The organism is Bifidobacterium sp. MSTE12, from assembly GCF_000513015.1.
Taxonomy (GTDB): Bacteria; Actinomycetota; Actinomycetes; order Actinomycetales; family Bifidobacteriaceae; genus Bifidobacterium; species Bifidobacterium dentium.
This window is the reverse complement of sequence record NZ_AZYA01000028.1, coordinates 41,968-57,306: the sequence shown is the minus strand read 5'-3', so window position 1 is coordinate 57,306 and position 15,339 is coordinate 41,968. Positions and strand designations below refer to the sequence as shown.

The 15,339-nt window shown below is 59.3% G+C and carries 8 protein-coding genes; 1 reads left to right on the top strand and 7 read right to left on the bottom strand.

Annotated features, from left to right (window positions below):
• Positions 1-242: 242 nt before the first annotated feature.
• The 7 genes from HMPREF1494_RS05960 to HMPREF1494_RS05930 form a co-directional block, all read right to left on the bottom strand.
• Positions 243-2,345, bottom strand: coding sequence for a beta-galactosidase (locus HMPREF1494_RS05960; protein ID WP_034520888.1), 2,103 nt, complete (start codon positions 2,343-2,345; stop codon positions 243-245).
• Between the two features lie 140 nt (positions 2,346-2,485).
• The gene (locus tag HMPREF1494_RS05955) at positions 2,486-3,478 is read right to left on the bottom strand and encodes a carbohydrate ABC transporter permease (protein ID WP_034520878.1); all 993 of its coding nucleotides are present in this window, start codon (positions 3,476-3,478) and stop codon (positions 2,486-2,488) included.
• 49 nt (positions 3,479-3,527) lie between these two features.
• The gene (locus tag HMPREF1494_RS05950; RefSeq protein WP_171843666.1) at positions 3,528-4,463 is read right to left on the bottom strand and encodes a carbohydrate ABC transporter permease; all 936 of its coding nucleotides are present in this window, start codon (positions 4,461-4,463) and stop codon (positions 3,528-3,530) included.
• 187 nt (positions 4,464-4,650) lie between these two features.
• Entirely contained in the window at positions 4,651-6,003 is a 1,353-nt protein-coding gene (locus tag HMPREF1494_RS05945; RefSeq protein WP_034520937.1) for an ABC transporter substrate-binding protein, read from the bottom strand.
• Positions 6,004-6,634: 631 nt separating this feature from the next.
• Positions 6,635-7,339 carry a pyridoxal 5'-phosphate synthase glutaminase subunit PdxT gene (gene pdxT, locus HMPREF1494_RS05940; RefSeq protein ID WP_003838782.1) on the bottom strand — a complete coding sequence of 235 codons (705 nt, stop codon included), beginning with the start codon at positions 7,337-7,339 and terminating at the stop codon, positions 6,635-6,637.
• 152 nt (positions 7,340-7,491) lie between these two features.
• A complete protein-coding gene (gene pdxS, locus HMPREF1494_RS05935; RefSeq protein ID WP_003840954.1) occupies positions 7,492-8,367 on the bottom strand; it encodes a pyridoxal 5'-phosphate synthase lyase subunit PdxS in 876 nt (291 codons plus the stop codon).
• A 287-nt stretch (positions 8,368-8,654) separates the two neighbouring features.
• On the bottom strand, positions 8,655-12,569 hold the full coding sequence (locus HMPREF1494_RS05930) for an ABC transporter ATP-binding protein/permease (RefSeq protein WP_034520876.1): 3,915 nt from the start codon (positions 12,567-12,569) through the stop codon (positions 8,655-8,657).
• Between the two features lie 735 nt (positions 12,570-13,304).
• Between HMPREF1494_RS05930 and HMPREF1494_RS05925 the strand changes: the two genes are divergently transcribed.
• Entirely contained in the window at positions 13,305-15,128 is a 1,824-nt protein-coding gene (locus HMPREF1494_RS05925; RefSeq protein ID WP_012902497.1) for an AMP-dependent synthetase/ligase, read from the top strand.
• Positions 15,129-15,339 lie beyond the last annotated feature (211 nt).

Here is a 15,339-nt window from a genome sequence, read left to right as displayed (position 1 = left end):
GCTCCTTGCCTGCCTTTTGGCCTATATGTGGCAGATGTATCGGTTCTTCCGCAGTTTTCTGGCTTATGTATAGCAGGTATTCAACGAAAACCGAGATATTACCGTTGCCATGATAAGGCTCGGATTCCGAGATTCACGATTCACCTGCCATATATAGGACGGATAAAGACGAAAGAAACCGGTAATCCGCCACATGTAAGCGAGATGCCCTCGAATCATGCCGGCGTGCCGACTGATTTCGATTATCGTCTGGTAATCAGCATGCCATTGCGATGAATGACGTAGGAACCCGGCCCTTCCGGACCAGCCTCGCTGTGGAATTGGCAGATCGGTTCGCCTTCGATGCCACGCAATGTAACCTCCTGCTTGCCGCGGGGCATGTAGAAGTCGAAGGTCGCATCAGCGGATTTACGCACGGTATGCAGTACGTCGCCGTATCGGGGATCGTCTTCGCCACCTGAAGTAGTGAGATTGGCGCGGACGAACCTGCTTAGATCGGCCACGTTCAGGTCGCAGCCCACAAAATAGGCGGCGCCGGCACCGTACGGGTTACGGGTGATGGCGGCGGTGCCGTCCAATTCCCATTCGTCCGCGGACTTTCCCGAATAGGTGGCGAGCACTTCGGTGTCAGGGCCTTCCACGTTCACATCGTTCTGCCACAGGCGGGTCACGGCACCGTCCATGCCGCCTCCCAATTCGATTTCACATGGCTCGCCTTCCGCTTCGCATCCGAGAATGTTGAACTCTTCGCCACGGATGCCAAGCATCTTGCGGAGCAAACCATTACCGGCACCCGGATATCCGCCGAGCCAAGTGTGGAAATGCTCGTCGATCAGGCCGGTCGCATAGCCGATCACCACCTGACCGCCGGCAGCCGTGAAGTCGGCAAGCCGTTGCGTATCGGCGGCGCTCAGCATCAGCACGCTCGGCAGCACCACCACGGAATATGCGCTCCAATCGTACTTGAGCGGCACTACGTCGGCCCGCTGCCCTGCGTCCAGAAACGCGCGATACCAGTCACGCACGTCATGCCAATGGCTGAGTTTCATGCTCGGCAGGGTTTCACTGCGCGTGGCCCATTCGGATTCGGCACTGAACAGAATCGCCGTATCGGAACGTTCGAGCGTGCTTCCCTGCATGCCTGCGGCGCTCAAATCCTTGAGCACCGACCCGAGTTCGCACACCTGACGGAACACCCTGGTGTCTTCACCGGCGTGTGGCAGCATGGCGGAGTGGAAGGCCTCCGATCCGAATGCGGAAGCCCGCCATTGGAAAAAGTTGATGGCGTCGGCGCCCATGGCCACGTGCGCAAGGGAGTCGCGCACGATTTCACCCTTACGTTTGCGGATATTGAGCGGCTTCCACTGTACCGCCGAAGTGGAGTGCTCCATCACATACCAAGGCCTGCCGAGCGCCAACGAATCCATGAGCGCATCGGAACAGGCGAGCTCGTCGAGATGCGATTCGCCTTCATGGAAGTAATGATCGTTGGAGACGAAATCCACTTCTTCAGCCCAATCGGCATAGTCCATGCAGCACTGGTCGGTGGAGACCATGAAGTTCGTGGTGAATGGCTTGTCGGGGCAGATTTCGGCGATGGCGTCACGCTCGGCCTTGTAGAAGTCGAGCAGCATATCGTTGCCGAATCGCTCGAAATCCAGTTTCTGTCCGGGATTGACCATGCTGTCGGTGCCCATGAAGCGCGGAATGAGCACTTCGTCGAAGCCGTTCATCTCCTGCCCCCAGAAGGTGGTGCCCCAAGCCGCGTTGAGCGCGTCGATGGTGCCGTATTTGCGCTCACACCACTTGCGGAAGGCAGCCAGGGCGTTGTCGGAGTAGTCTTCGCGGTTGTTCCAGCCATATTCGTTGCCCATGTGCCAAGCCGTCACATATGGATTGTCGCCATAGCGTTCGGCGAGTTTACGACACATGGTAAGCGCATATGTTTTGAATACCGGGCTGGTCGGACTCCACGACTGACGCGAGCCGGCGTTGACCTGATGACCGTATTTGTCTCGCGGAAGGACCTCCGGATGGCTTTCGTACAGCCAAAGCGGAGCGGTGGCGGTGGCGGAAGCAAGATCGACCGCGATGCCCGCTTTGCCGAGCTTGTCGATGATGCGGTCGAGCCAGCCGAAGTTCCAGCGGTCCTCGGTGGGCTGGATGCGATCCCAGCTAAAAATCGCCAGGGCCACGGTGTTGACACCGGCCTGCTTCATCAGGCGGATGTCGTCGTCCCAGATTTCCTCAGACCATTGGTCGGGATTGTAGTCGCCACCGAACGCTATGCCACCTCCATTGCGAGTCAGCAGTCTCGGCCAAGAAAAGGTTCTTCTTGTCGTCATTCAAGCCTCCTGAAAAATGCGTTTGCCGCTTTCCGATTCTTTGATATCCCATATGATACAACGGTGTAGCAACGCTTTCTAAATCGATATTTCGCACAGCATGGCGAGCCACGTCTCCGCCAGGCGCGGCCCGCCCCAGCTCATTCCTTGACGGCGCCGGCGGACAGGCCGGACTGCCAATACCTCTGCAAACACAGGAACGCGATCACCAACGGCACGATCGTGACCAACGAACCCGTGATCACCAGGTTCTGGATCGCCTGCCCACCCGCCGTGGAGGCCTGGTCCTTCCACTGGTTCAACCCGATCGTGAGCGGATACCAATCCGAATCCTTGAGCATGATCAACGGCAGGAAATAGTTGTTCCACGTCGCCACGATCGCGAACAGGGCCGTGGTCACGATGCCCGGCGCCAGCAAGGGCAGCGACACCTGGAAGAACGTACGGAACTCGCCCGCCCCGTCCACGCGCGCCGCCTCGAGCAACTCGGTCGGCACGGCCTGGTCCGAGAAGATCCACATCAGGTACAGGCCGAACGTGGACACCAGGCTCGGGATGACCATGGCCCACGGCGTGTTCGTCAGGTTCAGCTTGGCGAACAGCAGGAACTGCGGCACCGCCAACGCGATGCCCGGCACGCTGATCGCGCCGATGACCACCACGAACACGGCCCTGCGCCCCGGGAAACGGAACTTCGCCAGACCGTAGCCGCCCATGATCGCCAGCAGCGTGGCCCCTCCCGCGCCGGCCACCACGTACAGGACGGTGTTGAGGAACCAGCGTCCGAAGATCCCGCCGTCATAGGTGAACACGGTGACGACGTTGTCCCACAGGGCGAACGTCTTGCCGAACCCCAGACCGAAGGTCGACGTGAAGTCCGCCTGCGTCTTGGTCGCGTTGACCAGCAGATAGAAGAACGGGAACAGGCAGTAGACGGCGAAGACCGCGCATACCAGGGTCAGCAGGGCGCTGCGCCTGGGGTTCGCGACGTTCGCGAACCCCGACCTCGCGGCCCTCGCCCGCTCCGCCCTCTCGTCCCTGGCCACACGCCTGCGGCGTGCCCTCTCCGCCTTCCCGGCGGCCTTCTCCCGCCCCTTCGGACCCGCCGCGGCGGCGCTGCTTGCATTGCTCATCTTGATGCTCCTTGAATCCTCGTGCCCGTGAGGCGACGCGCCCGCGCGCCTACCTCATCTGCTCTTTCATGCTCCTGAGCTGCACCGCGTACGCGATCGCCATCGTGATCACCGCCATCGTGATCGCCAGGGCGGCCGCGTAGTTGCTCTGGTTGCCCGCGAAGCTCAGGTTGTACGCGTACATGTTCGGCGTGTAGTACGTGCCGATCGCGTTGCCCGGCACCATGTTCTGCATGATGCTCGGCTCGTTGAACAGCTGGAACGAGCCGATGATCGAGAAGATCACCGTGATCGCCAGGCTGCCGCGCAGCTCGGGCAGCTTGATGGACCTGACGATCTGCCATTCGCTCGCGCCGTCGATCGACGCGGCCTCGTACAGCGAATGCGGGATCGTGGACAGCGAACTGTAGAAGATCAGCATGTTGTAGCCCGTGAACTCCCAGGTCACGATGTTGCCGATCGAGGCGAGCAGCACACCCGGGGCCAGCACGTCCAGATGCGTGCCGAAGAAGCCGTTGAACGAGCCCACCAGCCCGTACTTCGCGCCGTACATGAACCCCCAGATCAGCGTGGAGACCACGGCCGGCACCGCGTACGGCAGGAACGTGGAGATACGGAAGAACCTGGTGCCGTGCAATTTCATGGAATCCAGGGCCAACGCCATCGCCGCGGCCAGGAACAGCATGACCGGCACCTGCACCACCGTGAACAGCGCCACCCGGCCCACCGCGCTCCAGAACTGCCGGTCGTGCAGCAGACGGACGTAATTGTCGAATCCCACGAACCGCGTGCCCCCGATCATCCTGTTCTGGAAGAAACTGATGTACACCGCGTACATGATCGGGATGACGAACACGAACACGAACACCAACGCGAACGGCCACATGAACTTCCAACCACGCCAATCCGCATGATGCCTATTGACACGGACCTGGTCGGGAGGTGTGTGCAACTGCGTCGGAACGTTTGCTGTTGCTTGGGTCATGATTGCTTCTTTCTGTTGCGCTGCAACTGCTGACGCCAACCGCTTCGTCGGCCGTTCAATCGCAGATGGTTGCGATTCGGGCATACGGAAGGCGAGGATCCGCACGGGACGTCTCCCCGCCTTGCCTTACCCTGTGCTTGGTTATGCGGTTGGAAGTATGGACGGTCGGCAGATACCGGACCGGAACTCAACCCTTATTGGTGACGGTGTAGCCCTGCTGGGTGCCATGTTCCGCGAGCACCTTGCCGTAGTTGGCGAAGGCTTCCTTCAAGGTGATCTCCTTGTTGTACGCCTTGGAAATCTGATCGCCGAAAGATGACTGCGCAAACGGATTGTACGGTAGGTAGGAGAACTCGGAGACCTTGCGCTGGGCGGCTTCGGAAAGCACCTCGTTCACATTCTGGCCGCCGAAGTAATCGTTGACCTTCTTGTTGGCCTCGGTGGTCGGGTCGGTGAAGTCCTCGGAGGTGAGAATGCTCTTGAGGCTCGGGAAAGTACCGGTGTCGGCCATGGTCTTGGCGCCCTCGCCGTGGGTCAGGTATTCCACGAACTTGTAGGCGGCGGCCTGCTGCTTGGACTGGGAGACGACGGCGAGCGCAGAGCCACCATCCTCGGCGGAGGCCTCTTCGCCTTCCTCCCACTGCGGCAGCTGGGCCACGCGCCAGTTGCCGGCCTGGTCAGGAGCGCCGTTCATAAGATTGATCGGCATCCAGCCTCCGATGGTCAGCGAGGCGATGGTGCCGTCGTTGAGCTCGCGGTTCCAGTCGTCGGACCAGTTGGCGGTCTTGGTGTCGATAAGGTCTTCGTCGATGAGCTTCTGCTGGAACTCGATGTACTTCTTCATGCCGGAATCCTTGGTCATGTCAATGGTGAGGTTTTCGCCGTCGACCTTCCAAGGCTGGGCGCCGGCCTGCCAGGCTTGCGCGGTGAAGGGCTGGTATTCCATGCTGGAGCCGGAATTGTTGGTCATGTAGGAGCCGATGGCCCTGACCTTCTTGGCCGCCTCGTAGTAGTCGTCCCAGGTCTTGATTTGAGTGCCATCGACACCGGCCTTCTTGAATACCGCATCGTTATAGAAGAACATTTCCGGACCGGAATCGATTGGCAGCGCGTACGGCTTGCCGCCGTACTGCAGCTTGTTCCATGGACCGGCGGAGAAATCGTCGGCGAGCTTATCGGCACCGAATTGGCTCAGATCCGCCAAATCTCCGGTTACCGCGAATTGCGTGACGGTCGGGTCCTCGAGCATGACCACGTCGGGGGCGCCCTTCCCCGCCGCGATGGCATTGCTCAGTGCGGTCTGCGTGTCAGATGCGGTGCCGGTGTTGTTGAACTTCACGGTAATGCCGGGATTTGCCTTCTGGAAGTCTTTGATGAGGTCGCTCATGGTATGGCCGGTATCCCAGCCCCAGAACACGAGTTCCGCCTTGTCGGCGTCACCGGCGTTGCCATTGCTGGCGTTTGCATTGCCACAAGCGGCCAGACCGGTGAGGGTCATCACCGTGGCCAGAGCCGCAAGAACCTTCTGAGAGTTACGCATGTTTCCTCCTTCGAGAGCCAGCATCAGACCGTCTTCGTCCGATACGATCAGGAGCCTCATCCCACTCTGCCGCCCGTTTTGATATACCGCTGTACCAATGATGATGACAGTCGGTACGCCCTCTTACGGACAGCCTTGGGATTGCTTCTGTTTGACTCTGTTTCCTTCCTGATACAGCTGTGTATCATTGACTCTTATGATACACAGCTGTATCAACATGTCAAATCCAGTCGAACATCCCCTTTCCGATATCCGTTCGTCAATCGATTGACTCTTGATTTTCCAGGCGTTTCGCATTCACTTCGTGACAGACGACTTTCCTGCAGTCGTATCCTCAGGCATCTGACCGACCGAAGATTTCAGCTCCACCCTGAGCAAACTCTCATACTTAGAAATCATCAATCAAGGGAAACATCATTCCAATGTGGCGCGTCCGACAGCGCACGATCCCCTAAAAAAACCGGTTCGCCGGCAGAGCGTGCACCAGGGATAAGTCCGAAGTCAAATATTAGGGGGCATCAATCCGAAGTTTCCCCCTCCATCTGAAATCATCCCCGGCAATCCTCCGTATGCAGGCCCTCACCCCGATCGAGCAACCGGAAGTGAAGGCCCAAGCATACGGTCGGTTTCGCTACAAACTCAGGAAAAGCTCGTGAATGCGGGTATCGTCGGTAAGCTCGGGATGGAAGGCCGTGGCGAGCATGTTGCCTTGGCGCAGGCCGACCACATTGCCGTTCACTTCGGTCTCGACCGTCGCCGCCGAACCGACTTCGGCCACGAACGGCCCACGGATGAACACCAGCGGAACATCCTTGAGTATGACATCGGACGAGACGCCTTGGGGAACATGCTCGCCCGGTGCGACCACGACGGCGTTTTCGCCGGGAGCGGAGCCAAAGTCGGCAGTGGCGGCAAAGGAACCGAGCTGACGCCCATAAGCGTTACGGCGCACGATGGCGTCAAGCGCACCGAAGTAGACGTTCGGATCATTATCCAGCCGTCGCGCCAACAGAATCATGCCGGCGCAGGTGCCGAACACCGGCTTGCCCGCGGCGATATGCGCCGCAATCGGATCAAACAGCCCGGTCGACCGCAAAAGCTTGCCCTGCGTGGTGCTTTCACCACCCGGCAGGATTACACGGTCGATGGAGTCATCGAAATCCTCGACGGCACGCAGCAGCTTCCACGGGGCGCCAAGACGGTCCAGCATGGCGGCATGCTCGGCGAATGCACCCTGCACTGCGAGAATGCCGGTCACGCCGTGACGGGCGGATTCGGCACCTGCGGCCACATCGGCCGACTCTTCCTTTGCGATATACTCAACGGCTACAACCATCGGATCTCCTTATGCGACGGCAAGCGGGAGCCGAGAATCCTACGATTCCCGGCTCGCCGCGTTTGTTCAGCATGATGGGCGCACCCATCCGGAACGACGAGGCCGGCATGCGCCCCGTCAGAACGACATGTCAAAACGATATGGGCGAGAAATCACTCACCCCTGGCGGCCATGATGGTCTCGATCTCGTCCTCATTGATGCCGACCATGGCCTCGCCGAGATTCTCGGACAGGCGCGCAAGCAGGTCGGCGTCCTGCCAGTTGGCGGTGGCCTGCACGATGGCGGCGGCGCGCTTGGCCGGGTCGCCGGACTTGAAGATGCCGGAGCCCACGAACACACCTTCCGCGCCAAGCTCCATCATGAGGGCCGCGTCAGCCGGGGTCGCGACACCGCCGGCGGCGAAGTTGACGACCGGCAGGCGGCCGTTGTCATGCACATACTTGGCCAAGTCATACGGCACGGCCAGCTGCTTGGCCGCCTCGTACACCTCGTCGTCGCGCAGGGAGACGAGCTCGCGAATCTGCTTGTTCATGGTGCGCATATGGCGTACGGCCTGGATGACGTCGCCCGTGCCCGGTTCGCCCTTGGTACGGATCATGGATGCACCCTCGGCGATACGTCGCAACGCTTCACCCAGATTCTTCGCACCGCACACGAATGGCACGTCGAACTGATTCTTATCGATGTGATACACGTCATCGGCCGGGCTGAGCACTTCGGATTCGTCGATATAGTCGATTTCGATGGCCTGCAGAATGCGCGCCTCGGCGATGTGGCCGATGCGCACCTTGGCCATGACCGGAATGGACACGGCTTCCTGAATGCCTTTGATCATGGCCGGATCGCTCATGCGGGAGACGCCACCGGCGGCGCGGATGTCAGCCGGGATGCGCTCGAGCGCCATCACCGCGCACGCGCCGGCATCCTGCGCGATCCTCGCCTGCTCCGGAGTGGTGACGTCCATGATCACGCCACCCTTGAGCATCTGCGCCAGATTCTTATTCAGTTCATTTCTGTTGTTGGCCATCGCCAGCCTTTCGTCGGTAGTCTTACTCACGATACAGATACTAACGATTTGTAATTAACAAATTACATAAACTGAATATCACAGTGGTTCAAAAAGTTGGTTTCACTAAATTTTTGACCTCATTTTCACCATCTCGCCATTCCCTGCGATTTCGATTCAGGTGACAATCATACGATTTCGCCCGATTTTCTTGCCTCACCCGCCGATCACGCTTTCGAATCGTCGGTTACGCACGATATCAGAAAAACGAATAATCAACGGTTGCCATACGACCACATTGCGGACGCCTACATGTGCACGATCGCATCGGCGATACGCATGGTGGAATCACGATGCGAAACGAGTACGACCATGCTCCCCTGCTCCGCAAGACCGTTGATTGACTGCAGGATCACCGATTCGTTATAGGCGTCGAGACGGCTGGTCGGCTCGTCGAACAACACCAGATCGGCATGACGAAGGAACATGCGTGCGAGTCCGATACGCTGACGCTCCCCCTCAGACAGCCGGCCACCAAGCTCGCCGACCGGAGTGTCAAGACCTTGCGGAAGCGAATCGACCAATTCGAGTGCGGAGGCCCTGTCAAGCGCGTCGCGAAGCACGCGGTCAAGACCCGCGCCGTCTTGTGGTCCGGAGTCAGCGACGGCACCTGTGCCGGATTCGGATTCGGCATTCGCGCGGTCGGCATCGGGACTGACGGACGGCTTGCCGGTGGCGGAATCGTCTCCGCACACTCCCTGAGGCAATGCGATCATCAGATTCTCACGAATCGTGCCATCGAACAGATACGTCTCCTGACTCATCATGGTCTGCACCCGCCGACGCCAGCCGGCATCGACCCGAGGCAGCGGCATTCCAGACAATTCGACCACGCCGGACCGCGGATCCCAGTAGCGCATGAGCAACTTGAGCAACGTGGACTTGCCTCGACCGGACGGGCCTTGAACGCCAAGAATTCCATGCTCCGGCACGTCAAGCGAAACGTGCGAAAGAACGGGAGCCGAGGAATCCGCCGGCCCATATCCGAACGTTACGTCACGTACAGTCATGCCATGGTATTCCGGACGCGCGGATCCGGTCTCGACCACGGCAGGAGCTTCGTCCATCAACGAGAACAGGCGGCGCGCAGAAGCGAAAGTCTGCGTCAGGTTCGCAGGCAGCGCGCTCAACGCAAGCGTCGGACCAAACGAACTGGCAACCAGCACGAACGCGGCGACAAGCTGCGGTACGGTCAGTCGCACGACAATCGGCATGACAGCATCCGGGCCGGCATACGCCGCGAAATTCGGCATGACCATCGCCAGGAAAACGACCAACACGGTGAACAACATCACCAGCACCGCGCCAAGTCCTGCAAAATCGCCATTGCGCGCACTCAAACGAGCACGATGCGACCACAGGGAACGAGTGCGGGCAACGATACCGGCAAGCCGCGATTCGCCCTGACCAAAACGGATGATCTCGTCGAGACCACGCATGTCATCAAGCATCTCATCATCAAGTGCGGCGGATTCCCCGCGAATCCCGGAACCCAGGCCGCGCACTGCGAGCGCGAACAGCTTCGGCAGCACGACACCGACCATGAGATGAGCCACAATCAGCAGGATGGCGAAGACCGGGCTCAGCGCAAGCAATGCGATGGCATAGATGACGGTGGTCGCAACGGCGATTACGACCGGCGAAATGGTGTGAGCGAAGAAAATCTCAAGCAATTCCACGTCGGTGGTGACCAGCGCGATCAAGTCGCCCTTGCCTTTGCCTGCGAGCTTGGCGGGCGCAAGGCGACGCAATGCGGAGAACGCCTTGGCGCGAAACAGCGCAAGCAGGCGGAAAGCCACATTATGGTTCATGTACTGTTCGGCGTAGCGCATACCGCCACGGATCAGCGCGCAGACGATCATGGCCGCAATCGCAACGGTCAGATTCATATGCCAGATCGGCAGATTGATCGCAGCGAATGCCGCAGCCACGCCGAAAACCGGTAGGAAAGTGGCCGCGAGATGGCCAAGTGTGCCGCAGGTGCAAGCGATGATCATGCATTTGCGCAGAGGGCCGACCTCATGCAGAAGTCGCCTCACAAGCCGCCAATCGGACATGGCACCATTGGTGGAAGGTACCTGAACTTGCGGCTCGCGACTTGCGAGGTCAGGGTTCGCCTCCGCAGTTTCGTTCGTGTCGGATTCGGCGGAATCGGACATCCGGAGCCCCTGAGCGGACATTCCATAACCCGCCTCCTTTCGCTTTCCGACTCGTTCCACACTGTCCTGAGCACGAAACAGCTTGGCATACACGCCGTCGGCCGCCATGAGCTCGGCGTGCGTGCCGGTTTCCACGGTTCTGCCGTTTTCGAACACCGCCACTTGATCCGCATCGACCGCATTAGCCATGCGATGCGTGACCATGATGACGGTCCTGCCACTGCCGGCAAGTTCACGAATCGTCTGCAGGATCAAGGTCTCGCTTTCCATGTCGACGCTACTGGCCGCCTCATCGAACACATAGACGGCACTACCGCGCAGGAGCGCCCGAGCGATGGCGATGCGCTGACGTTGACCGCCCGATAGGTTCGCCGCGCCTTGGTCGATGCGTAGATCGAGACCCCGTGGATCGGCCCGTACGAATTCCGCGATTCGCGCCGCATCAAGGGCGCTCCACAGGTCGCCGTCGGTGGCGTCGGGGCGTGCCATCAGCAGATTCTCGCGCAACGTTCCGGCAAACAGGTGACTGTTGGCTCCGACCAGGGTGACGTTGCCTGTCAATGATTCGCAGGTCAAGTCGCGCAATTCGCATATGGACCCGTCATCTCCGCCAGATGGGTTCGAGATCGCCGAAGGCGAACCAGACAAAGCGATGGAGCCCTCATACCCGACTAGAGAGCCGGCGAGAAGATTGGCCGCAGTGGATTTGCCGGAACCGGAAGGGCCTACGATCACGGTTAGATTGCCGGGGGTTGCGGTGAGGGAGACACCTTGAAGGGCACCACCTTTGGCCGTGCCGCGCGCGGCGTTTTCCGATTGCGGAGGATTGGACGGTGAGGCGTAGCGGAAGGCGACGTCTCGGAAGTCGACGGTGACACCATTGCCATAGACGGGTAGACTGACCGTGCCGCGGGTCGGCTCGGGCGCATCCAACAAAGCGAAAATACGTTTTGTGGACGTCATGCCGTTCATGGCGACGTGGAAGAAGGAACCCAACTGTCGCAACGGAATGAAGAAGTCGGCGGACAGCAGGATCACAATCAGCACTCCGGCGAGCGGCAACGATCCCAAGTCGGCGAAACGGAAAAAGTTCGGCAGCCAATCGTATATGCCGGCCGGATACCGTCCGCCAACCATGTATTGCCAGATCGCGACGATGATGCCGGCTGCCGATCCACCATAGGCGACCACGTCCATCGCGGTAAGCGAACGTAGCTGAATCTGCAGTACATTCATGGTCATCACGCGGAATTGCTCGGCCTTTTCGTCCATCTCCTGCGCAGCGCTGGCGTCGGCGTCGAAGGTCTTCAATGTTTCCAGCCCCTGCAGATTATCAAGGAATGCGGAGCCCATGTCAGTGTACTTGCCCCAATATTGTTTGAATACGCGGGCGGCACGCATCGCCACCAGTCCCACGATCAACACGATGAGCGGCGCGCAGACGAGCAACGTCACAGCGGTCGGCACATTGATCGGTGCCACAACAAGGAACAACGTAATCGGCGCCAATACGGCATAGAACAACTGGGGCAGGAACAGTTCGAAGAAGCTTTGAATCTGCTCGACGCCCTCGCCGGCGGACTGCACCACGTCGGCGGTGCCCACACGTTGCGAATACGAGGGGCCGAGTGCAAGCATCTTATTGAACAGTTTTTCACGCAATGCAAGTTTGACCCGTTCGGCAGCCTCGGTGCCGAAGTGGGCTGCGGAACGCAGCATGAGGAAACGGACCACCATGGCGAAGACGATGACGATCGCATAGGCCGCAATCGCCCCTCCCGGCAGTCCAGCGGCAAACGTCGAAGTACCCACATGGGCGGCGAAGCCACTGAGCTGACCATTGAGTACGGTGATCTCCGTATCGAGCAGCAGGTACTCAAGCATGTGCGCTAACGTGAAAACAAAGACGACGTTCGCGAGCAGGCCTATCCACTGGCATAGCACTTTCGCCGCCACCAACCGACCGACGCCGGGAGCCATGGAGAACAGTCGTCTATCGAACATCGCGCCTCTTTCATAAGCCTCACGCCGCAAACGCGGCATACGCAAATCCACATCTCAGGCTACAGACCACGTGCCGAATGCACAATGACTTCTTCTTAGAGCCAGTCACCGCCGGCACGCATACCCCCCCTAATTCGCTATCTCGCCGCCGTGCGAGCACTCTGCGAAACTCTCCATAGTTCATGAATTTGGGAATGGCTATTTTTCAGTGCCATCACATTGGCGCAATGCCGAAAGACGAGACGGAGTGCTCGCACGGCGGCGAGATAGCAAGTTAGGAGGTAGTGGCAGGAATCCCGTACGGCCTCAAGAGAGGCTGGATGTTCGCCATTGAGCAGGCAGCCTTGACGCAAGGGGTAATTGCGTCAATCGTGAGTGTACACGGATAACACGGTGATATTCAACAACATTTCAGCAGATTCTGATGCATTCCGTTCAGACGACACCCCCTTGCTGACGGCTCCCATTCCATTCAGATTTACGTCGGCGCCATGTCAATCCTTTTTCAGAACGATTGTCACGCGATTGCAACACCGTGTTTGACGATTTCAATTCATTTGTCAGTTCATACAAAGTGAATCGAAGTGTTCTTGTCGCTTCTCACAATGCAGACTCATATCGTTACCACGTATGATGTGCAAGGCGTTTCAAGGGGTAAACCTCCCTTGTGCAGAGGATTACGCGGCAGTACCGCACCGCTACGCGGCCGATTCCCGCGAGAAAAGAGAACACTTCATGCTCACCGAGTACACGACTCCAGGCACATCCGCTGAGGTACGCGACGACGAATCCATCTACTCCCTGCTCACGGAGCGCATTGAGCGCACCGGCGAAGACACGATAATCGCCGCCCGCAAAATCGGCCCAGGCCGATGGGCGAATGTAACCACAGGAGAATTCCGACAGGCCGTGGTCGCCGCCGCGAAAGGCCTGATCGCCTTTGGAGTCAAACAGGGTGACGCGGTGACCATCTTCTCCACCACCCGTTACGAATGGGGCGTGCTCGATTTTGCGCTTGCCGCCATCGGCGCCGTCAGCGTACCGATCTACGATACCGATTCCGCAGCACAGGCCGAGCGCATTCTCAACGATTCCGAAGTGAAACTGGCCATCGCGGACAATCGCGAACGATTCGACCGTCTTGATTCAGTCATCGACCACTGCCCTTCGTTGAAGCACATTCTCATGCTTGATTCCAATGCCATGGGCGCGCTGGAAGGCATGGGCGTGGCCGTATCCGATGAAGAGCTTTCCGCGCGCATGGGTGCGGTGAAGGCCGACGATCTGGCGACCATCGTATACACGTCCGGTTCCACCGGAGCTCCGAAGGGCGCGGAACTCTCTCATCGCAATTTCGTTGCGATCACGCGTGCCGCAAGCATGGCCCTGCATGAGATGATCACTGACGACCATCCGCGCCTGCTGCTGTTCCTGCCGTTGGCACACTGTTTCGCACGTTTCATCCAATATTGTTCGATCGCCTCCGATGACGGCGTCGTCGGCTATCTGCCGGATACCAAGACGCTGCTTCCGGACGTACGTTCTTTCGAACCGACCTATCTTCTGGGCGTGCCACGCGTGTTCGAGAAGGTCTACAACGCCGCTTCCCGCAAGGCCGGCACCGGCTGGAAGGGTCGCCTGTTCTTCAAAGCCGCCGAAGCCGCACGCGATTGGTCGCGCATGGAGCAGGCCGGCGAGAAACCGACCATGAAGCAGACTGCGCAACACCTGTCGTATGAGGCCTCCGTGTACCGCACCGTCCGTGGCGCTTTGGGACCGAGGATTCGTTATGTCGCCTGCGGCGGCGCTCCGCTGGATGCATCGTTGGCGCATTTCTTTGCCGGCATCGGCCTGCCGATGATTCAGGGTTACGGCATGACGGAAACCGCGGCACCGTTCGCCGCAACCCGCGTCACCGACAATGTGATCGGCACCGTCGGCCAGCCGGCACCGGGTTCGTCCGTGCGCATTTCCACGGACGGCGAGTTGCAGGTGAAGGGCCCGAACGTCTTTCTGGGCTACCACAATCTACCCGATAAGACCGCTGAAGTGTTCACTGAGGACGGATGGCTATGCACCGGAGATCTTGCCTCGATTGACGATGAGGGGCGCATCACGATCACCGGCCGCAAGAAGGACATCATCATTACGGCCGGAGGTAAGAACGTCTCCCCCATTCCAATGGAACAGGAGATTGCGAAGTGCCCGATCGTGGAGCATGCGGTGGTCGTCGGCGACAATCGTCCGTTCATCGGGGCGTTGGTTACGTTGGATCCGGAGGGGCTGGCGGCGTGGTTGCCGACCGTCGGTCTGTCGGCGGATACGCCGCTGGATCGCGTAGCCACCACCGCTGCCGTGCATGATGAAATTCAGCAGTATGTGGATAAGGCGAACGCCACGGTGTCACGTGCCGAATCCGTGCGCAAATTCGTGGTTCTGGACACGCAATTCACGCAGGGAAACAAGTGCCTGACGCCGTCGCTGAAGGTGGTGCGCCCGGCGGTGAACCGCATCTTCGCCGATGTGATCGACCAGCAGCTTTACAACGGCAAGCGCTGAAGCCTGCGTTCACCAGCCGCACATGCAGTAGGCGTCGGTGGATTGGGAATCTGCTCAATCCACCGACGCCTAAGTATGTCTGAGTGTCGGCAGTTTGCGACACTTGCCCAATCTGCCGACGCTCAGCACATTTCAACGTTGGTGGTTTGAACATAAACATCACCCAAACCACCAACTCCTTTCGTCCTCTGAGCTACCGAGTCGCAATCGG

What these genes read in the sequence shown, in the direction of transcription:
- HMPREF1494_RS05960 (WP_034520888.1), bottom strand. Translation starts at nt 2,345, where the DNA reads ATGACGACAAGAAGAACCTTTTCTTGGCCGAGACTGCTGACTCGCAAT.
- HMPREF1494_RS05955 (WP_034520878.1), bottom strand. Translation starts at nt 3,478, where the DNA reads ATGAGCAATGCAAGCAGCGCCGCCGCGGCGGGTCCGAAGGGGCGGGAG.
- HMPREF1494_RS05950 (WP_171843666.1), bottom strand. Translation starts at nt 4,463, where the DNA reads ATGACCCAAGCAACAGCAAACGTTCCGACGCAGTTGCACACACCTCCC.
- HMPREF1494_RS05945 (WP_034520937.1), bottom strand. Translation starts at nt 6,003, where the DNA reads ATGCGTAACTCTCAGAAGGTTCTTGCGGCTCTGGCCACGGTGATGACC.
- pdxT (WP_003838782.1), bottom strand. Translation starts at nt 7,339, where the DNA reads ATGGTTGTAGCCGTTGAGTATATCGCAAAGGAAGAGTCGGCCGATGTG.
- pdxS (WP_003840954.1), bottom strand. Translation starts at nt 8,367, where the DNA reads ATGGCCAACAACAGAAATGAACTGAATAAGAATCTGGCGCAGATGCTC.
- HMPREF1494_RS05930 (WP_034520876.1), bottom strand. Translation starts at nt 12,569, where the DNA reads ATGTTCGATAGACGACTGTTCTCCATGGCTCCCGGCGTCGGTCGGTTG.
- HMPREF1494_RS05925 (WP_012902497.1), top strand. Translation starts at nt 13,305, where the DNA reads ATGCTCACCGAGTACACGACTCCAGGCACATCCGCTGAGGTACGCGAC.